Raw genomic sequence first — 18,896 nt, 5'->3', positions numbered from 1 at the left:
CCCCTAAATAATATTTTGTTTCTTCATTTCATCCATTAGTTTCTTCCTGTTTACCTCTTCCATAGGCGTTAACGGAAGTCTTAATTCATTTTCAATATACCCCAGAGCACTCACCGCTGCTTTGACCGGTATTGGATTTACTTCGCAGAATAACAAATCTATAAATTTTTTATATAAAAGCTGAATTTCCAATGCTTTCTCTACATTTCCCTCCATGAATGCGGCGCACATTTCTTGGATTTCCTTAGGGATAACGTTGGAAGCCACAGAAATAACACCATGACCACCACATGCATAAATCGGTATGATCTGATCATCATTGCCAGAATAAATCTTAAAATCTTCTGGTACCAATCTCTTTATTTCCAACACTTGAGCAGTATTGCCGCCAGCTTCTTTAATTCCGATTACGTTTTCAACTTTACTCATTGTCGCAACCGTTTCCGGTAGAATGTTTACGCCGGTTCTAGACGGTACATTATATAAGATCACAGGTAATTTTGTAGCATTTGCTATTTGAGTAAAGTGCTCTATCAGGCCTTTCTGCGTGCATTTGTTATAATATGGCGTTACAACCAAAATACCGTCTGCACCGAGATCTTCTGCTTGTCTTGTATACTGTAAGGCTGTATCTGTGCAGTTGGAACCGGTACCTACAATAACTGGAATTCTACCTTCGACTCTTTGAACAGCCAATCGGATCAATGCTTCTCTTTCCTCCATGGTTTGTGTAGAGGCCTCCCCCGTTGTCCCCAACACGATTAAAGCTTGCGTATTGTTTTCTAAATGAAAATCAATCAATTTCTCAAATGCCGCAAAATCAATTTTTCCTTCTTTAAAAGGCGTTACAATAGCAACTCCTGCTCCCTTAAACATAAGATAACCCCCTATTTAAAATTTTCAATGGCTTCCATAATCTGAACAGCATTAGTCGCTGCACCTTTTCTTAAATTGTCTGCCACCACCCATAAAGACAATCCCCTTGGATTGAATAAGTCTCTTCTAATTCTTCCTACATAAACAGGATCTCTATTTGCAACTTCTATAGGCGTAGGATATTGATTGATTGGTGGTTCATCTTCAAGAATGATCCCCTTCGTATTGCTTAATATATTTCTAACCGATTCTATGCTTGGTACTTTTTCAAACTCTAAGTATATGGATTCGCTATGACTATAAAAAACTGGAACTCTTACGGCAGTAGGGTTGATCTCCATCCGATCATCTTCTAAGATTTTATGCGTCTCATAAACCATTTTAAGCTCTTCCTTTGTAAATCCATTCTCATGAAATACATCGATATGAGGAATACAATTCCCTGCAATTTTTCTCGTATATACTTTGTTCGGATAATCTTCGTTTTCTATCTGGTTTTTCAGTTCTTCAATTGCAGCGTATCCACTTCCAGATACAGCTTGATACGTAGAGACTACAACCCTTTCTAGACGATATTCCTTGTGTAGCGGATTTAGTACCATAACCATTTGTATGGTAGAGCAGTTGGGGTTTGCAATAATTCCCCGATACCCCTTTAGCACATGGCCATTGACTTCAGGTACTACCAACGGTATTCCTTCCGTCATTCTCCATTGCGATGAGTTGTCTATGACGATGTTTCCTGCTTCTGCCGCAATGGGCGCAAACTTAGCGGATACGGATCCACCGGCAGAAAATAACAAGTAATCATAGGATTCTTTCATTACGCTTTCTGTCAATAACTCAATCTCTATCTCTTCATGTTCAAATACGAATCGCTTACCTGCAGATTTTTCTGAAGCAAATATTCGCAATCTGTCTATCGGAGTGTTTCTCTCCTTCATGACCTCTATGATTTTTCTACCGACTGCTCCTGTACCCCCCACAATTCCTATGGTTAACCCCATAACTTTTGACACCTCCCCATCTAAATAATGCAAATACTTTGAAAACTCTCTTTACATTACTATCATTTTATTCAAAATATGCATAATCGTGCAATTGTTTCCTCAAAAAAATTTGTTGGCTCAGGCTCACAAACTTTATGTCGCACTCAACTCTAGATGGAGCTTAGAATTTCAAGTATTCAAAAAAAAATTAGAAAAATGCCGAAGCATTTTTCTAATAATAAAAATCGTGTAAACCGATGGTTTTCATATGTTTTCTATTTTGAACAATCCAAAAATTTGTAGATTTTCTTGGATTTAAGAAGTATAGTGCATCCCCAACTGGTCTTTCTCCATTTAACACAGCATTAGCTGCATTGATACTATCTGAGTCTGGAGAATTGTAGATACTGCCATCCAACACTGGTGAAAATTGAGTATAACCATTTTGCTTGTCAAAAACAACACCTTTAATTGTATTTGGGAACAGGGAGCTTTTCACTCTGTTCATAATAACATTTCCTACAGCGACCTTCCCTTCATAAGACTCTCCTTGGGCCTCCGCATGAATGATTCTGCTTAACCAATATAAATCATCATTTCGTTCATTTCCTCTGTTTACAACTTGATTGGTAGCGTTGTTCGCGGAACCTTCAACACTTAATATCTGATTTTCATAGATCACATCGGAAGATAAGTTATTGATCTCCTTCAAATGCTCTACGGATACATTTGCTTTCTCTGCAATTAGAAATAAACTATCGCCATCCTTAACTGTATATTTATCACCTTTATTTGAAGCAGAGGGCGCCTCATGGTTCTCCGCTTTACTAGCTTCCTTCTCTTTTTTTTGTTCCTTCTCTACCGGAGTCTTCATCTCCTCCTGCTTAGAGTCTTTTTCCCTATTTTTTATAGCATCCTTCTCTTTGCTTTCATCCATGGAATTTACACTATTTCCCTGTTCCTCGCCTGCTGTAGTGTCCAACGTCAGAAGCTCCTCTTTTTCTACCTTATTCTCTTCTGTTTTATTTTTATTATCAGCAATGGAATAGGCATTTACCTTTTTCTTAGGACTATGATCCTTTGAAAGCTCAGTTCCTATTAAAAAGGATGATGTTACTATGGTTACAAATAACCCTGCACCAATAACTTGTATCTTATATCTTTCCAACATATTTTTCATATGTATTCTCCCTTCTAAGTGCTCTATTGATAAAAATTTTACCATAAAAACACCCTTATAAAAGATACATTTTTTGGAATGTAGGGACTATAAAAAAAGAGCATTTTTTACATGCTCTTTCGTAACTGTTCATATTTCAACATATACAGATTTGTACCCAGTTTGATTCCAATCCTCACTTTAACATCGTATCCATATATTACAATTGAATAGAATGGATATTTTCTATCTTTTTATGGGCTTATTGGATATTTTCAGCTTCACCATCGTATCCAATTCCTCTTGGGTAATATCCCTAAAGGTTCTAAAGGTATATCCCTGCCCCTTTAAAGATATAATCATTTCTTCCAGAGCTTCTGCCATTTTAGTATTCCTAGCAGTATCGTGAAATAAGGCCACAACAAAGTTCTTGTTTTTAGTCCCCTCAATAACGTTATGCAGCATTTTTTCTTTGTTGTCATAGTCAGCACTAGCATCTCCTGATGAAACATTCCAGTCAATATAGTAATATCCCTTGGCTTTCACATCCTCTGTTAGCTTCGGCATATATTGCTTTCCACCATACTTAAAAGAACTCTCATTAGAAGATCCTCCTGCAAATCTAAAAATATAGGGTAATTCTATATTTAATACTTTTTCAATTGCACTTTTTGCGAGCTCTAAATCCTCATAATAGGTTTCTAAGGTAGTGTAGATAGAGTATTCATGGCTATAGGTATGAGGTAGAACCATATGCCCTTCCTTGTAGGTTTGTTTTACGATCTCAGGATATTTTTCTACAGACTTTCCAATTGTAAAAAAAGTAGCTTTCACATCATTCTCAGCTAATATTCTTAAAATTTCAGGAGTCAAGGTGGAAGGTCCATCATCAAAGGTTAAAAATATGGTTTTATCTGATTCTGATTTGCTATCCCTTTCTTTTTCTATTGGCGGTACCTGTTCCTTCTGCTCCGAATTGTCTTTGCTTAAATCTTCTTCATCCTTCGCATCAATTTCTTTTTCTTCCTTGGGATCTTCCTTTATCCCTTCATCGGAAGAAGTAGATCCTTCATTTTCTTTATTCCTATCTTCTATTCGATCCTCTGGATTTACATTTTCTCTAAAAGATTGTGTGATACCTCTAATAGAAGGCATTGCAGCCATAAATGATAACACAATAAGGGTCATAACAAAAACTTTTCCTAATCTCTTCACGAATATCACACTCCAGTATGGTTGTATTTTTCTGTGGATATTTACATTATACCTTAAAATTCGACTAAAATATTAAAGAAATCGTTACATAGCAAAAATTAGTCTAATCCGACTACATTGAATGTAGAATAAAAAAAGCTTCCATAGAAACATTATCAGGAAGCTTTTCTTGAAACTCATTTACGTTAAAGTTTTGATTTAGAAGCATATTATAATCAGTATTTTCTTATTTGCTATAAAAATAGTGCTAGAAAGAATTCTAGCACAGTATATTATAACAAGCTTCTAAATATATTTTTTACTTAGTTCTTATAAGAATACTCTATCTCTCTTGATATCGGCTAAATTATGACATCCTGCCATAATCATCGTTTCTTTTAACTCATTTCCTATTTTTTCTGTATACACCTTAACGCCTTCTGCACCACCGCCGTAAGCAGCAACTGCATAGGGACGACCTATCAATACAGCATCGGCACCTAGAGCGATGGCCTTGAAAATATCCAGACCGGTTCTAAATCCGCCGTCTACAAATATCTTCATCCTTCCCTTTACCGCATCGGCAATAGCTGGTAAAACTTCGATTGTAGCTGGTGTATGGTCTAAAACTCTACCGCCATGGTTGGAAACAACAATACCGTAAGCTCCTGCCTTTAAAGCTTTTTTAGCACCTTCCACAGTCATAACGCCCTTTAAAATTACAGGTAGTTTTGTTGAAGAAATAATCTCTTTTAAATCCTCGATCGATTTTGTTCCTACAGGCTTGCCCAATAGAGCCAATGTAACTAGACCAGCTGCATCAATATCCATGGCAACTGCTGGGGCGCCATTTTCTTCTGCTTTTTTTATTTTTGCAATGATCTCTTCCTTCTTCCAAGGTTTAATTGTAGGAATGCCATGACCATTATTTTCTTTTACTACTTGAAGAGGCAGATCGTAAAACTCATCCTTTACACCATCTCCAGTAAATCCAATAACACCGGCCTCTTTACATCCACCAATGATCGCTTTTGTATATTCGAAATCGTCCAATGCTGGGCTATAGTTCAGTCCTACAGCACCAATGGGTGCAGCAAATACTGGATAAGTAAATTTTTGACCAAAAAGTTCTATGGATGTATCGATTGGACTTTCTTCAATAATTGTATCTAAATTAATTTTAACATCTTGAATCTTCTGCCAGTTTCTAATAAAACTAGATCCAGAGCCTTTTCCACCAACACCTGGTACTTGTCCTTTGCATACAACACCATTACACTCTTTACAAACCTTACATTTTTCATGTACAAGCTCTCTCGCTCTATTTAGAACTTCTGAATACTCCATAATACGTCCCCCATTTCTTTATTTATTAAAAAATTTCGCCATACAAACAATTCAACTCCATTGTACTATTTTTAATATGAAATAACAAATTTTTAATACGAAGCTACATTTTTTTAGGTTGAAAATACATTTTTATTCTGCTATTTCCTTTATTAAAAATCGAAAGAGTTTTTATTTTCTAGAAATAAAAGGATTGTCTTTGATATAAAACCGCCATGGGAAATCGATGGCTTCCTCTGCATAGTCAATGTTGATTCTTTTGGTGGTTACGATTTCAAAATTATGGTAGCCATCCGCCTCTATCCACATCTCTTCTCCACAAAGATCTGCACCATTGTTTATTTTGCTTATATTCATAGCTACACAAAGCTTTCCAGGTCCACTGGTTAAATTATGGATCTGCTTTTTAGTTAAATCCTCTATGGGTTTAGAGTATCGATAATTCGCCATGGTTTCTATACCGTTCACCGGCTCCACAGCTCTAATTAAAACTGCAGCTGCTACGCCATCTTTTTCGGTGACGATGTTCATGCAGTGGTACATCCCATAGATTAAATAAACGTATGCATATCCAGGAGGTCCAAACATGATCTTTGTTCTTTCTGTGATCTTGTTGTTATAGCTATGGGCAGCTTTATCGATTGCACCGATATAGGCCTCTACTTCCACAATTCGTGCCGATAATTTTTCTCCCTTCACATAGTGGACCAATTTTTTTCCCAGTAAATCTTTCGATACCTCTAGTGTCGGTCTATCATAAAATTTCCGTTCTAATTTCATAGCTTTCTTCCCTTTCCAGCATCTTTTTCATATTTTATAAATCATTTTATTTGTTTACATTCTTTATACATAGAAGTCTTCCAAAAATCTAATAATATCTATAGCAAATATACATAGGAGGAATATTAAATTGAATAGAAAAATAATACCATACTTTGTTGTAGTATTACTACTATTTGTCCTAACGATAACAGGGTGTACAGCTTCTCAAAAGCCTAATGTATCGGACAACAATAATATCATGCCCAATGAACCAAAAACTACAACGCCGGACCCTACAGCAGACTTTACTTTAAATGAGATCCATGCTTTTGATTTAGACATCGAGTTAATCAACAATGATAAAATAGATATGGAGTATAAGAAAGGGCTTAATAATAAGGAAAGTAAGATAGAAACATTGCTCAATGGAAAGAAATCTACTTCTCAGCACGAATCTGCTTCTAGAGAAATTGAAGATTTAATCAGCAAGCTTCCCGGGGCCTCCATCGCTAATACGAATAAGATTATCGATGAAACCTTGTCTCTTTTAAAATTAAAGAGAGAAGATGTTGTAGACTTTGAGATGGAATTCTTATTTGAATCGGGAGAAAAGGTAACTATAGAATTTAATACACGATAATAAGAAAGAAATACTATTAAGGGGTTAATCCACTTAATAGTATTTTACTTTAAATTTATATGAATAAACTACAACGTCCTTGTAGCACCCTCTAACCAAGTTTTTTCTTCTGTATTTAAGTAAGGTGATAAGGTCTTATAAACCTCTTTATGGTATTCATTCAACCAAGAGATCTCACCTTCCGTTAGAAGATTCTTGTCGATTGCATTTAAATCAATTGGACATAACGATACCACTTCAAACTTCATAAATTGCCCAAATTCAGTTTTTTCATCTTCCACAACCAGCAGTGTATTTTCTGTTCGGATACCATGCTTTCCTTCTCTATAGATGCCTGGCTCATTGGTGATGAGCATTCCTTTTTCCAATCGAGCAGTATTCGGCACTTGGCTCAAGCGATGTGGTCCTTCGTGGACGTTCAAGAAGTAGCCTAATCCGTGGCCTGTTCCACATTTATAGTCTAGTCCTCTCTCCCAAAGCGGCTGTCTCGCAATAATATCTAAGTTGGAACCCGTAGCACCATATAGGAACTTGATTTTACAAAGAGCGATATGGGATTTTAAAACCAAAGTAAAGTCCTCTTTCTCTTGCTTGGTGATCGGTCCTAAAGCCATGGTTCTTGTAATATCTGTAGTTCCATCAAAATATTGACCACCGGAATCCAGTAAAAATAATCCTTCTGGTTTCAGCACACATTCCTCATTCTCATAAGCATTGTAATGCATCATGGCAGCATTGCCTTTATAGGCAGCAATGGTGGCAAAGCTTGGCTCTACAAAATATTCCTGCTCTCTTCTAAAGCTTTCTAGCTTTTCAGTAGCAGAGATTTCTGTAATTGGTGTTTTTCCAATATTCGTATCCAACCAATGAAGGAATTTCACCATGGCAACGCCATCTCGAACCTGTGAGTTCTTTAAGTTTTTAATTTCTATCTCATTTTTTACGGCCTTTAAATTTGTTGTGATATCTGTTCCTTCGAGTTTTACACAACCAGCTGGAATAACATCATATATTCTAACATTAATTCTACTTGGGTCTAATAGGATGCGTTTATTGTTTTCCAAATTGCCTACTTCCGCTAAGATATCATCATAAGGTTTAATTTGTACTTGATTATTAGATAATGTGGCTCTTACCTCCTCCGTTACCTTTCTTTCGTCTATGAATAAATAGGCTTCTTCCATGGATATAAGGGCATAGGAAATAACAACAGGATTGTTTGTAACATCTCTTCCTCTAATATTGAATAACCATGCAATATCGTCCAAGCTACTGATGATATAGTAATCTAATCTTTTCTTTTTCATCTCTTCTCTTACTTCAGTCAGCTTTTCTAAGGTAGATTTTCCAGCAAACTTAACATCATGGTTAAAAGCTGGCTCTGTAGACAGCGCTGGTCTATCCTGCCATACATTATCCAATAAATTGGCTTCTTTATTAATCTTGAGCTCTTTATTGTTAAAGATGGTTTCCATTTCCTTTGCCATACTTGTATTAAAAACCCATCCATCGAATCCAACACATTGACCTTTTTCCAAGGTGTTTCCGATCCACTCTGTATATGTTGGAACATTGGGTTCTGCTGCTTTAAACAGTCGAATGCCAGATCCAGCAAGCTGTCTTTCTGCCTGTATGTAATATCGTCCGTCTGTCCAAAGTCCTCCATCGTCCTTCGTTATCACTACTGTGCCTGCAGAGCCAGAAAAACCAGATACCCAACTTCTAACCTTCCAATGCTCTGCAACGTATTCGCTTAAATGAGGGTCCGAGTTTGATATGATATAAGCATCGATACCATTTTCACTCATAAGCGCTCTTAGTTTCTGTATTTTCTCTTTAACGTCCATTCAATCATCCCCTAATCCTAAAATTTATGGTGCTTCAAATCAGTTTGATTATTTATAAAACTTTTCCTACAGTTGCTACATACACAGTAAAATGATTTTCTCCATCTAATCCAATTATACTATTTATTTCTTCATCGTCAAATGCCGCAATTGCACAAACACCACTGTCTATACTTTGAGCTGAAAGATATAGATTTTGACAAACATGACCTGCATCTAAATGAATATATCGATACCCTCTCTCTCCATACCGCCATCCTGTTCGGTACATATCTACGGTCCAAATGAAGGTTACTGCACTATTTTTTATAAACTCCTGCTCTAAACAAGCCTTCATTATCTTGTCGTCGATTTCTGCCTCCAAGTTCACTACCATCAATTGATGAGAAAGGGCTATGTATCGGTATAAACCTGGTTCTAACCCAGTCACATTATTTATCAAGAGATAGGTTTCAAATGGATGCCGGGCCCCTGCTGAGGGTACTGTTCGGATGGTCGCTGGTCTGGATACAATCTGCTTTACCCCTTGAGTGCACCATAATAAATACGAAAGTTCTTCCATGGTTAAGCTAGTATCTGCGTATTTTCTTAAGCTCTTCCTACGTTCTATGGCTTCTCTTAAATCGATCCTTTGAACATTGATATCCTTTACAGGCGTTAAATTTATCAATGCTACATTTGAATCCGTCGGCACTTCCAATGGTGGCTGGGGTAGCCCCTTATTTTGGTCGGATTCTTCCAAATAACGATACTGTGTTTTTTCCATAAACTCTCTACCAATTCCCTTACTCATGCGATTTCCCCCTTCAATATATTTAATATGCATCTGCTATATGGCTGCTGTCTGCATATAAAGCAATCTGATATTCCTCGCCGTCAAATTCAATTAAACTAAGACTTGTATTTTTTACGAATTTTGATTTCCACAAATCTTCTAAAGACCGACTCTCAAAATATGCTAAAATCAGCTTTAAAGTAACACCATGGGTTACGATTAGAATATTCCCACTTTTTCTGGTCTCTACAATTTTGTGAATAGCGCCTATGGCTCTGTCTTGAACTCTAGAAAAAGATTCTCCCTTTTCTGTTCTGTATAAATGGGGTGCATGCCAGAAATTATAGTATTGCTCTGAATACAATTCTTCAAGCTCGATCCCGGTTCTACCTTCCCAATCCCCTAAGTAAACCTCTTTAAAGTTCGGTTCCTCTATAATTTCGATTCCTCTTTCTCCAGCTATAATTTCAGATGTTTTCATCGCCCTTCCTAAAGGGCTGGAATAAATTGCATCTATGTTTATATCCGATAGATGATGGTGCAGTGCGTAAGCTCCTTCTATCCCATTCTCTGTTAGGTTGGAGTCATTCCATCCTTGCAATTTACCTTGGATGTTCCATTCTGTCTCTCCATGTCTCGTTAAATATATCTTTAGCACGCAATCACTCCTTGCAATAATTTATGATCAAATAACTTTTTATAATCATCTAATAATTTAAAATATTATACCATAAAAAAGCTACCCCATGCTATCCTATCCATGACTTCTATTTCCTTAAACAAGAATAAAAAGATCGAGTTCGATCGATCTTTTTTCAATCCGATGTTTAATCTTCCCATAGATCCTTAAATCTATCTTCCATATATTTTTTTCGGTTGCTGGTGGCTTCTTCATCCCTATAATAGAATCCTTCCACGATCTTTAAGACGTCCCCTTCTTTAACATCATCCATTACTAGGTTGATTTCCACATTGACTGTTTCACCGTCTATTTCAACCACTGCGAAATTTCCTTCAAATCGATCTAATACTATCATGGACATCCCCCATCTCCTTTTTTACTTTGGTACAGTTGTAAACCCGATTGTTTCCCCATCTAAAGTTGCAATGATGGTTCCTAGCTCTGCAGTAATATAAGTTTTAATATTTCTTTTATTTAAACGAGCCCTTACCTCTTTATGAGGATGACCATAGGAATTGTCCTTACCGCAGGATATCACCGCATAGGCTGGTGTGGTTTTATCTAGGAAAGCATTGGTTGTGGAAGAGTTAGATCCATGGTGTGGAACCAATAATAAATCCACATCTAAATCGTATGCACTTTCGATCATTTCCTTTTCAGATGTTTTTTCAACGTCTCCAGTTAATAAAACAGAGGTATCCTTCCATGCAAGCTTTACCGTAGCACTATAATCATTTAAATTCTCGTATTGATTCGATAGGGGTGCAACAATCTCTGCCGTTGTCACACCAAAAGGAATTTTTACGCCAGCCTTGGCTGTTTTAAACTTCAATCCTGCATTTTGAACTGCATTTGCAAAGTTTTCGAAGGTCTTTGTGTTATGGGTTACCTTCGGATAATATACGGATTCAACCTTTAATTCTTTAAAAATCGTTGGCGCACCATTAATATGGTCTGCATGTGGATGTGTGAATACAGCCACATCTATTTTTTCATAGCCAAGGGATTTGATATAGTCAACAACGACTCTACCGGAGCTGGAGTCCTCTCCGCCGGCATCGTAAAGCATGGTTTTTCCGTCTGCCCCCACGATAAAATTGGCGCTCCCTTGTCCAATATCAATCACATGAACCTGTAAATTTCCCTCTCCAGCTGTTTCTTGCTCCGTAATATTTTCTTCTATCGCTCCGGTGTCCTCTGCTTTCGATAATTCTTCTTCCACAATTTGCGTTAATATATCTAGCCCTTTTCCTACAGTTTCCTGACTAATCTCCCCACATCCTACTAAGACAGCCATTACTAGGGAAAGTATTAAGATCATGCTCCATATTTTTTTTATAGACATTGTAGTCCTCCTTAGATGTTTGTATTGAAACGATTATTCTGCTCTGTTCTTTTGTACAAAACCGTGACACACATCGCCCGATGTTTCAAAAACATAAGTGGATGGTAGTTTATGTGTGGTAAATCCAAAGAACTTACATCCCTTTGGAAAATTTCGATTCCATGTTACATAGAAATATTTGCACTGATAGCAATTAATTATTTCCTTGTTCATATAGTTCACCTCAAATAAACTTTTCCTTTTTTATCTTCTCAATCAGCGTTGGCTGTATCAAGGGATAAGTCCAGGCCTCTGGCAACTCATCAAAGAATTCTATTTTCTCGATTTCTAAAGGTGGTAGCTTTTCAAACTGTTTCACTTCAGAAAAGTACAGCATACCAAATGTTTCTTCATTCTCTCTTGTAACGGAGTACACACAAACCTCTCTTAAATCAAATTGAACTGCCCCTGTTTCCTCCCAAAGTTCTCTTCGGGCTGTTTCTAGAATCCTTTCGCCTTCTTCTCTTCTTCCACCAGGACATTCGTAGGTATTCCTTTCCTTGTGCTTACAAAATACCCACTTTCCCTTATGTCTAGAAACAATTACTGCAAATTTTAATAAACGATCCTCAATATCATCATAAAACTTTACTTCGATCATCTGTATATCTCCTTTTGTCCCTGCAAAATATCTTTTATTTTTAAGTTTACCATTGCTCTTCTTAAATTGAAGCTATATTTCCCTCTCAAACTTATGGTATCGCGTTCCTTGAAAGGTTAATTTCCCAATATCACCTTCTGCTAAAAGTCCATATTCTTTACCAGAAACATAAAATTCCATTCGATCGCCACTTTCAACTTCAAAAGTAATGTAGTAATTTGTAGAAGTGCTATGATGATGATGTCCATCATGATTACTTGTACTCCTTGAGGTATGATTGCGCTTTGCAACAATTTTAGCCGGCACACTTAAAACAGGCTGTTTGTTGTTATTGCTCCATTCTCTTATTCCTTTAAAAAAAGCGAATACGATAATACTGAAAATCGTAATAAAAAATAAAGGGAACATTAAATCCATAATGCCATAAAAACCGTAAAACATGTCTACATCCACTCCTTCTTTTAAGCTCAATTTATCTATGTCTTATATACGATAACTGATCAGTTTAAACAATATCCCCACATTGCTACTGATCCTCTAATTATTCTTTTCCTGTAACATATCCTCCATTTTATGCATTCTCTCCTGATTTTCTAACACCTTTTTAGGTATCCTTTACTATTATTCTTCTTTTACCCAATATTTCCTTCCAGTATTAAATAATTTATAAAATTTCAGCTTTTAATTTAAAAGCTTTTTATAGAGCTTATCAATGCCAATGGCGCCAAGGGGTGCTGTTATTAAAATGGATACTACAGCCACTGTTAAGATATTTTGTCCACTGGGCAAGCCCATAGACAGCGGAATTGCACCAATGGCGGCTTGCACCGTTGCTTTGGGTGTATATGCTACCATACAGAACAACTTTTCTTTTTTTAGCAAAGTAGTTTTTAATAAGTATATAAAAACGCCCACCATTCTGAATATCAGCGCACACAAAACAATGATGACTGCAGATGTGCCCGCTTTCGTAGCATAGCTTAAGTCTACTGCAGCTCCAACCAACACGAAAAGCAGTATCTCTGCCGCTACCCATAATTTATTATACTGCATTGACAGTTGTTTTGCGGAAAGACCATCCTTTCGATAAATCATAATTCCCATACTCAGAATTGCCAGTAAGCCTGAAACTGGCAGAATTCCATTCAACTGGCGTTCAATTTCCATTAGTAGAAAAGAAACACTGAGAACAATTAATATCCTTACAGAATCTCTAACAGAGATCTTTTTTAAAAATAAGACTAAGATCAAACCAAATAGGGCTCCTAGCATGATTCCTAGTATGATAGAAACTGGAATTTGTAAGAAATTGAAGATGGAAACTTTGCCTCCTGATGCTAGAGAAGTAAAGGCTGTAAATAGAACAATTACAAACACATCATCTACGGATGCTCCCGCTAAGATCAATTGTGGTATACTTCTTTCTTTGCCATAGCCCTCTTCAATAATTTTGATCATTCTTGGAACAACCACAGCAGGGGATACTGCTGCTAGAACACTACCCATAATGGCAGCATCTAAAAAGGATACGGCCATTACTCTCGTAGCGATGACCGTAACACCTATAATTTCAAAACAAGCAGGAACGAAACACATCAACAATGCAGGACGTCCAACTTTTTTCAAATCACCAATATTAAAGGATAACCCTGCCCTCGTTAGAATAATGATTAGGGCTAGTTGCCTTAAATCAGAAGATATTTCTAAAATAGATGGGTGCAACAGATTGAGTCCATAAGGACTTAAAATCATCCCAGCAATCATCATCCCTAGCAGGCTTGGCAGTTTAAGTTTGTTCAATATACTGCCTAGAGTAAGCCCCAATAAAAAAATAAGCGCTAGACTTGTTAACATAATAAAATCCTCCGCCCTATTGGCAGGAATAAAAAAAACTGATAATTCCTGCGTATTTTCGCAGAAGTCATCAGCATATTTGCGGTTTAGGCTATTGCCAAGGGAGAACTTCATTCCCTATAGAAATAATATATCACTACTGACTTATTTGTCAACCTAGTTTTACAATAATTGTATCTGTTTGTCAAAGCATTTCATAATACATTTAACAGCTTCAAGTTATCGTTGAATTTTCAATTGTCGAGTTTTAACCCACTCATGCAATCCTTCTCTACTAAAGATATATTTTCCATTAATTTCAATATAGTTAATACCAAAATCATTGCCTCTTATCATATATAGTAAATCGCCTTCACTCAGCCTTAGATATTTTGCCGCCTCTCCTAGTTCTAAAATATCATCTTGTTCTGGACTTTTTAATCCAGTACCTATAAAAACAGATCCAAATACAATACTTATAGCAAGCATAATTATAGATACCGATATTAGTTTGTTTTTTTCCACTTCCGCATTCTCCTCCCTTTTAAGAGTACTGATCCTAACGCCATTCGTTATTAAATATACTGCAATATTTTTTCTAGGAAAGCACATCCGTACATTCATTTAATTAAACAATTTCTCAATAATCTTCTCCTGTGTATAGACCTCATCGAAATCTATATCTCCAGCCAAAAATACAACGGTATTTCCTTTTTGTACCATGATCGCATCTCTATCTTTTGTTAATAAAAGTCGATCCACCTTCCATCGCTGTTTCATCTCTTCATCTTCGATTAAAGGCTCATTTTCCCATCTTAGTGATCGGTTTACAAATGTTGGTACTCTTGAAATTGATTCAGCTTTTCCATCAAAAGTGATTCGAGCAAAATAAGGATGACTTACTTCATAGTAGCTTCCTCTTATCATTTGTTCCCTACCATCTATATTCCACATCTCCCAATAATCATAGTATTTAGGAACGATAGGGCTCACTCCCCAGCTAAATTCTCTACTCTTAAGTTTAACTTCTTTAGCCTCTTTATTTATATCCTTCATCGTAACTACAGGGTACCCTTCAGGTATAGGAGCTTTAGCGATGGTATTATCAGCTGTATTTTTTATATACAATGCCCCTACAATATTCACTACGATTACAACAGAAACCATACCGACGATTATGTATAAAATACTGTCGCCCTTATCCTTGGCTCTTTTCTTTATAAAATACCTCATGATAAGTCCAGAACCGATCCCTAAAACTGCTGGAAATATACCGAAGATAACCTTATTAGAAGTTAAAAATACATCTGTAACCATCGCTATTATAAAAGTCAATATCAGCGTTAGGGCCAATATAGTGGATATGAGTGCCCTCTTTTTAGCATTTTTTAAAGTTGGCCTTTTCATAGGAAGTTCTTTTTTTATATTGGTATTTAGTCTGAATATCCACACTAAATTGTAAAGGAGTAACGAGGACATAAGGACTGCCAAAATAGGAAACACAAAAGTTACGTAAAGCCCCATAGAAGTTAGTAAATTCGTATGTCTTATGGGAAATGATCTATCCAACCCTTTCTCGCCATTTCTTCTAAATAACTCTCCATCGCCTTATAGTCTAGAGGCAAGAAACCCCAGAAAATAAATTTCGTCCTATCCTTCATAAGATATTCCTCCTCGTAGAGTATTTGCTTTTATTGGTAATAGATAAAAGCGACTTTGAATTTATTCTATTCAAATGTCGCTTTGTAGTTTCTTCAGCTAAATCTTTGTTGTGTATACCTTTGGTATTTTACTATATTATACATTAAATAATTTTTATGCTTATTCGTCCCATTCCACAAGAACTATCTGTTTATTGAGCTGTGTTTTTTTCACATCAATCACTCTTTGATTCTCAGAACCTCTAAACCTCAGATTCAAATTTTTCTTTTCAACCTCGAATCGTCCATCGATCAATATATCTGTATGATGAAGTAAATCCATCCAGCCTTCCATCTTTTTAGCCTTTTCCACGATATATTCATAGGTATATCCTGTGTAGGTTATAATATGACGGCCTAGTTTCTTTAGCTCAATGGAAAGACTCGAAAGCACTACTGCTTGTTCAAAGGGTTCTCCCCCGCTTAAGGTTACCCCGTCTAGCAGTGGGTTTTCTTGTACTTTATGAAGTATACTATCCATACTGATCAATTTTCCACCATCAAAGGAGTGTGTATGCATATTGTGACAGCCTTGGCAGTTGTGCCTACATCCCTGTGTAAAAACAACGAATCTTATCCCTGGACCATCTACAATGGATTCTTCAACAACGCCTGCAACTCTTACCATATTACTCATCAACATTCACCCTATATTCAATAAAAATAGTTATGCCATATAGCTATGCTTTACTCGGTCTCTTTCCTCTGATTTTTTGGCATCGTTAAACCGATCCAATGTTCCCACTAAGTATCCTGTAATTCTTCTAATTCTTTCAAACTTCACATCATTTTCTTCTCTACCACAGTTGGGACATTTATCGTTAATTATCCCAGAATAGCCACAAACAGGATCTCGATCTACCGGATGATTGATGGAGCCATATCCGATTCCCTCTTCTTTCATTACTCGGATGACTTTTTCAAAGGCTTCGGTATTTTTTGAAGTGTCTCCATCCAATTCAACGTAAGTGATATGCCCTGCATTGGTTAAATTATGGTATGGTGCTTCTTTTCTGATTTTGTCAAATATATTAATTTTATAATAAACAGGTACATGGAAGCTATTTGTGTAATACTCTCTATCTGTAATACCTTCAATTTCCCCAAAGTGCTCTCTGTCGATTTTTACAAGTCTTCCAGCGATTCCTTCAGCAGGTGTAGCGATTAGAGAATAATTCATCTGATATGCTTTAGAAGCTGCATCCATACGCTTTCTCATGTGCTCTATGATATTCAGACCAAGTTTTTGAGATTCTTCTGATTCTCCATGATGCTTTCCAGTTAAAGCTTTCAGACATTCAGCCAGACCTATAAATCCTAAAGTTAAAGTACCATGTTTTAAGACTTCTCTAATTTCATCTTCCCAACCGAGTTTATCTGAGTCTGCCCAAACACCTTGTCCCATAAGGAATGGGAAATTCTTAACCTTTTTCTGCGCTTGTATCTCAAATCGATCCATAAGCTGCTGAATGACCAAATCAATTTTTTCATCCAATTCCTTATAGAAAAGTTCCATATTGCCACCGCTATTTAATGCAATTCTCGGTAGATTTACAGTTGTAAAGCTTAAATTTCCTCTTCCGTATACAATCTCTTTTGTTGGATCGTATTCATTTGCCATGACTCTGGTTCTACAGCCCATGTAAGCGATTTCCGTTTCAGGCTTTCCTTCTTTGTAATATTTTAAGTTAAAAGGAGCATCAATAAATGAGAAGTTCGGAAATAATCTCTTTGCGCTAACTCTGCATGCCAGTTGAAATAAATCGTAATTCGGATCTTCTGTATTGTAATTTATCCCTTCTTTTACTTTGAATATCTGGATTGGGAATATTGGAGTTTCACCATTTCCTAGTCCTGATTCCGTTGCGAGAAGAAGATTTTTAACAACCATACGACCCTCTAAGGATGTATCCGTTCCATAATTGATAGAGCTGAATGGTACTTGAGCACCTGCTCTAGAATGCATTGTATTTAAGTTATGAATCAGTGCCTCCATAGCCTGATATGTACTTCGATCCGTCTCTTTATAAGCCCTGTCCCTTGCAAATTGCTGTGCTTTCTTTATTTTATCTAGATCTTTAAAATATTTTAGAAGAAATTTTTCTTCAATTTCTATGTACTGCTGTTCCATCTTTAGATTGGGTTCCAGCTGATGTTCTTCTTTTATTTCTTTTAAAACCTGTTCTACTAAATTTTCCGCCTCTATATTGTCAAAAAGCAGCTCAATGCCATTGGTAAGATTTTTAGCATATAATCTTTTATAGGTCTTTGTAACACCCTGTGCAATGCCATAGTCAAAGTTTGGAATACTTTGCCCTCCATGCTGATCATTTTGATTGGATTGAATTGCAATACAAGCCAGTGCAGAATAACTTTGAATATCTTTTGGTTCCCTTAAATAGCCATGCCCTGTGCTAAAGCCATTTTCAAATAGTTTTTTAATATCAATTTGGCAGCATGTCGTTGTAAGTGTTAAGAAATCAAGGTCATGTATATGGATATCCCCAGTTTTATGGGCACTTGAATATTCTTCTTTTAAAACGAACATATTATAAAACTGCTTTGCCCCTTCAGAACCATACTTCAACATCGTTCCCATGGCAGTATTACCATCTATATTTGCATTTTCACGTTTGACATCATTATCTTCAGCATCCTTAAAGGTTAAATCTTCATATATCTTCATAAGACGAGTATTCATTTCTCTCAATCTCGTTCTTTCAGCTCTATAAATGATATATGCTTTCGCAATCTCTGCCTTTTCATTCTTTATAAGGACTTTCTCTACAATATCTTGTATTTGTTCTACGGATGGATTCGGATTGTTAATTTCTTTTTCGATATATGCTACTGCTTGTTCTGCTATATTAAAAGCAGCTTCATAGTCCTCTTCTCCTACAGATTTTGAAGCCCTAAATATAGCGTTTGCAATTTTTTCAATATTAAAAGGAACTTCTCTTCCATCTCGCTTTGTAATCTTAGTAATCATTCTTGAAAATCCTCCTTATGTATAAAAAAGTTAATGCAATTCATAAAATTAAATGAATCTTGTTGGTATATCCTACCACTATATGTCGTATATAAATATTACCATGCCCTATATTTTG

The 18,896-nt window shown here is 36.3% G+C and carries 20 protein-coding genes and 1 riboswitch; of the genes, 1 reads left to right on the top strand and 19 read right to left on the bottom strand.

Annotation, left to right across the window (positions count from 1 at the left end):
• Positions 1 to 3 precede the first annotated feature (3 nt).
• From dapA to CLOS_RS05980, 6 genes are all read right to left on the bottom strand, one after another.
• Entirely contained in the window at positions 4 to 876 is an 873-nt protein-coding gene (gene dapA, locus CLOS_RS06005; RefSeq protein WP_012159021.1) for a 4-hydroxy-tetrahydrodipicolinate synthase, read from the bottom strand.
• 11 nt (positions 877 to 887) lie between these two features.
• Positions 888 to 1,883, bottom strand: coding sequence for an aspartate-semialdehyde dehydrogenase (locus tag CLOS_RS06000; protein ID WP_012159020.1), 996 nt, complete (start codon positions 1,881 to 1,883; stop codon positions 888 to 890).
• Between the two features lie 214 nt (positions 1,884 to 2,097).
• Positions 2,098 to 3,045, bottom strand: coding sequence for a cell wall hydrolase (locus CLOS_RS15230; protein WP_198006335.1), 948 nt, complete (start codon positions 3,043 to 3,045; stop codon positions 2,098 to 2,100).
• Positions 3,046 to 3,270: 225 nt separating this feature from the next.
• Positions 3,271 to 4,239, bottom strand: coding sequence for a polysaccharide deacetylase family protein (locus CLOS_RS05990; protein ID WP_012159018.1), 969 nt, complete (start codon positions 4,237 to 4,239; stop codon positions 3,271 to 3,273).
• 309 nt (positions 4,240 to 4,548) lie between these two features.
• Positions 4,549 to 5,565: an alpha-hydroxy-acid oxidizing protein gene (locus CLOS_RS05985; protein ID WP_012159017.1), complete on the bottom strand. Its 1,017-nt coding sequence runs from the start codon at positions 5,563 to 5,565 to the stop codon at positions 4,549 to 4,551.
• Between the two features lie 171 nt (positions 5,566 to 5,736).
• Positions 5,737 to 6,345, bottom strand: a complete 609-nt coding sequence (locus CLOS_RS05980) for a DNA-3-methyladenine glycosylase (RefSeq protein WP_012159016.1) — start codon at positions 6,343 to 6,345, stop codon at positions 5,737 to 5,739.
• 130 nt (positions 6,346 to 6,475) lie between these two features.
• Here CLOS_RS05980 and CLOS_RS05975 point away from each other — a divergent pair, with 130 nt between their 5' ends.
• On the top strand, positions 6,476 to 6,967 hold the full coding sequence (locus CLOS_RS05975; RefSeq protein WP_012159015.1) for a YusW family protein: 492 nt from the start codon (positions 6,476 to 6,478) through the stop codon (positions 6,965 to 6,967).
• Between the two features lie 68 nt (positions 6,968 to 7,035).
• Here the strand turns inward: CLOS_RS05975 and CLOS_RS05970 are convergent, their stop codons facing one another.
• The 13 genes from CLOS_RS05970 to CLOS_RS05915 form a co-directional block, all read right to left on the bottom strand.
• Positions 7,036 to 8,814, bottom strand: coding sequence for an aminopeptidase P family protein (locus CLOS_RS05970; RefSeq protein ID WP_012159014.1), 1,779 nt, complete (start codon positions 8,812 to 8,814; stop codon positions 7,036 to 7,038).
• Positions 8,815 to 8,866: 52 nt separating this feature from the next.
• On the bottom strand, positions 8,867 to 9,607 hold the full coding sequence (locus CLOS_RS05965; protein WP_012159013.1) for a SagB/ThcOx family dehydrogenase: 741 nt from the start codon (positions 9,605 to 9,607) through the stop codon (positions 8,867 to 8,869).
• A gap of 22 nt (positions 9,608 to 9,629) precedes the next feature.
• Positions 9,630 to 10,247, bottom strand: a complete 618-nt coding sequence (locus CLOS_RS05960) for a histidine phosphatase family protein (protein ID WP_012159012.1) — start codon at positions 10,245 to 10,247, stop codon at positions 9,630 to 9,632.
• A gap of 169 nt (positions 10,248 to 10,416) precedes the next feature.
• Positions 10,417 to 10,632: a DUF3006 domain-containing protein gene (locus CLOS_RS05955; RefSeq protein WP_012159011.1), complete on the bottom strand. Its 216-nt coding sequence runs from the start codon at positions 10,630 to 10,632 to the stop codon at positions 10,417 to 10,419.
• 15 nt (positions 10,633 to 10,647) lie between these two features.
• Positions 10,648 to 11,616, bottom strand: a complete 969-nt coding sequence (locus tag CLOS_RS05950; RefSeq protein ID WP_012159010.1) for a ComEC/Rec2 family competence protein — start codon at positions 11,614 to 11,616, stop codon at positions 10,648 to 10,650.
• Between the two features lie 33 nt (positions 11,617 to 11,649).
• Positions 11,650 to 11,829: a uracil-DNA glycosylase gene (locus CLOS_RS15555; RefSeq protein ID WP_156774415.1), complete on the bottom strand. Its 180-nt coding sequence runs from the start codon at positions 11,827 to 11,829 to the stop codon at positions 11,650 to 11,652.
• Between the two features lie 10 nt (positions 11,830 to 11,839).
• Entirely contained in the window at positions 11,840 to 12,256 is a 417-nt protein-coding gene (locus tag CLOS_RS05945) for an NUDIX hydrolase (RefSeq protein ID WP_012159008.1), read from the bottom strand.
• A gap of 72 nt (positions 12,257 to 12,328) precedes the next feature.
• Positions 12,329 to 12,727, bottom strand: coding sequence for a DUF2500 domain-containing protein (locus tag CLOS_RS05940; protein ID WP_330360319.1), 399 nt, complete (start codon positions 12,725 to 12,727; stop codon positions 12,329 to 12,331).
• 210 nt (positions 12,728 to 12,937) lie between these two features.
• Positions 12,938 to 14,110 (bottom strand): cation:proton antiporter, encoded by a 1,173-nt coding sequence (locus CLOS_RS05935; protein WP_012159006.1) that lies wholly within the window; start codon positions 14,108 to 14,110, stop codon positions 12,938 to 12,940.
• Between the two features lie 54 nt (positions 14,111 to 14,164).
• Positions 14,165 to 14,237: riboswitch (Fluoride riboswitch) on the bottom strand.
• A gap of 92 nt (positions 14,238 to 14,329) precedes the next feature.
• Positions 14,330 to 14,614, bottom strand: a complete 285-nt coding sequence (locus CLOS_RS05930; protein WP_156774414.1) for a MerR family transcriptional regulator — start codon at positions 14,612 to 14,614, stop codon at positions 14,330 to 14,332.
• Between the two features lie 99 nt (positions 14,615 to 14,713).
• Complete coding sequence (locus tag CLOS_RS05925) at positions 14,714 to 15,496, bottom strand: lipase chaperone (protein ID WP_041719047.1); 783 nt, start codon at positions 15,494 to 15,496, stop codon at positions 14,714 to 14,716.
• 414 nt (positions 15,497 to 15,910) lie between these two features.
• A complete protein-coding gene (nrdG, locus tag CLOS_RS05920) occupies positions 15,911 to 16,426 on the bottom strand; it encodes an anaerobic ribonucleoside-triphosphate reductase activating protein (RefSeq protein ID WP_012159003.1) in 516 nt (171 codons plus the stop codon).
• 30 nt (positions 16,427 to 16,456) lie between these two features.
• A complete protein-coding gene (locus CLOS_RS05915) occupies positions 16,457 to 18,778 on the bottom strand; it encodes an anaerobic ribonucleoside triphosphate reductase (protein ID WP_012159002.1) in 2,322 nt (773 codons plus the stop codon).
• Positions 18,779 to 18,896 lie beyond the last annotated feature (118 nt).

Source organism: Alkaliphilus oremlandii OhILAs (genome assembly GCF_000018325.1).
GTDB classification, from domain to species: Bacteria; Bacillota; Clostridia; order Peptostreptococcales; family Natronincolaceae; genus Alkaliphilus_B; species Alkaliphilus_B oremlandii.
The sequence above is the reverse complement of the archived record's forward strand: the minus strand, read 5'-3'. Positions and strand labels throughout refer to the sequence as shown.

Bases quoted from the DNA above. Each gene is read 5' to 3' on its own strand.
- CLOS_RS05915 (WP_012159002.1), bottom strand. From the start codon at position 18,778: ATGATTACTAAGATTACAAAGCGAGATGGAAGAGAAGTTCCTTTTAAT.
- CLOS_RS05955 (WP_012159011.1), bottom strand. From the start codon at position 10,632: ATGTCCATGATAGTATTAGATCGATTTGAAGGAAATTTCGCAGTGGTT.
- CLOS_RS15230 (WP_198006335.1), bottom strand. From the start codon at position 3,045: ATGAAAAATATGTTGGAAAGATATAAGATACAAGTTATTGGTGCAGGG.
- nrdG (WP_012159003.1), bottom strand. From the start codon at position 16,426: ATGAGTAATATGGTAAGAGTTGCAGGCGTTGTTGAAGAATCCATTGTA.
- CLOS_RS05965 (WP_012159013.1), bottom strand. From the start codon at position 9,607: ATGAGTAAGGGAATTGGTAGAGAGTTTATGGAAAAAACACAGTATCGT.
- CLOS_RS05985 (WP_012159017.1), bottom strand. From the start codon at position 5,565: ATGGAGTATTCAGAAGTTCTAAATAGAGCGAGAGAGCTTGTACATGAA.
- CLOS_RS05970 (WP_012159014.1), bottom strand. From the start codon at position 8,814: ATGGACGTTAAAGAGAAAATACAGAAACTAAGAGCGCTTATGAGTGAA.
- CLOS_RS06000 (WP_012159020.1), bottom strand. From the start codon at position 1,883: ATGGGGTTAACCATAGGAATTGTGGGGGGTACAGGAGCAGTCGGTAGA.
- CLOS_RS05925 (WP_041719047.1), bottom strand. From the start codon at position 15,496: ATGAAAAGGCCAACTTTAAAAAATGCTAAAAAGAGGGCACTCATATCC.
- dapA (WP_012159021.1), bottom strand. From the start codon at position 876: ATGTTTAAGGGAGCAGGAGTTGCTATTGTAACGCCTTTTAAAGAAGGA.
- CLOS_RS05935 (WP_012159006.1), bottom strand. From the start codon at position 14,110: ATGTTAACAAGTCTAGCGCTTATTTTTTTATTGGGGCTTACTCTAGGC.
- CLOS_RS15555 (WP_156774415.1), bottom strand. From the start codon at position 11,829: ATGAACAAGGAAATAATTAATTGCTATCAGTGCAAATATTTCTATGTA.
- CLOS_RS05980 (WP_012159016.1), bottom strand. From the start codon at position 6,345: ATGAAATTAGAACGGAAATTTTATGATAGACCGACACTAGAGGTATCG.
- CLOS_RS05945 (WP_012159008.1), bottom strand. From the start codon at position 12,256: ATGATCGAAGTAAAGTTTTATGATGATATTGAGGATCGTTTATTAAAA.
- CLOS_RS05950 (WP_012159010.1), bottom strand. From the start codon at position 11,616: ATGTCTATAAAAAAAATATGGAGCATGATCTTAATACTTTCCCTAGTA.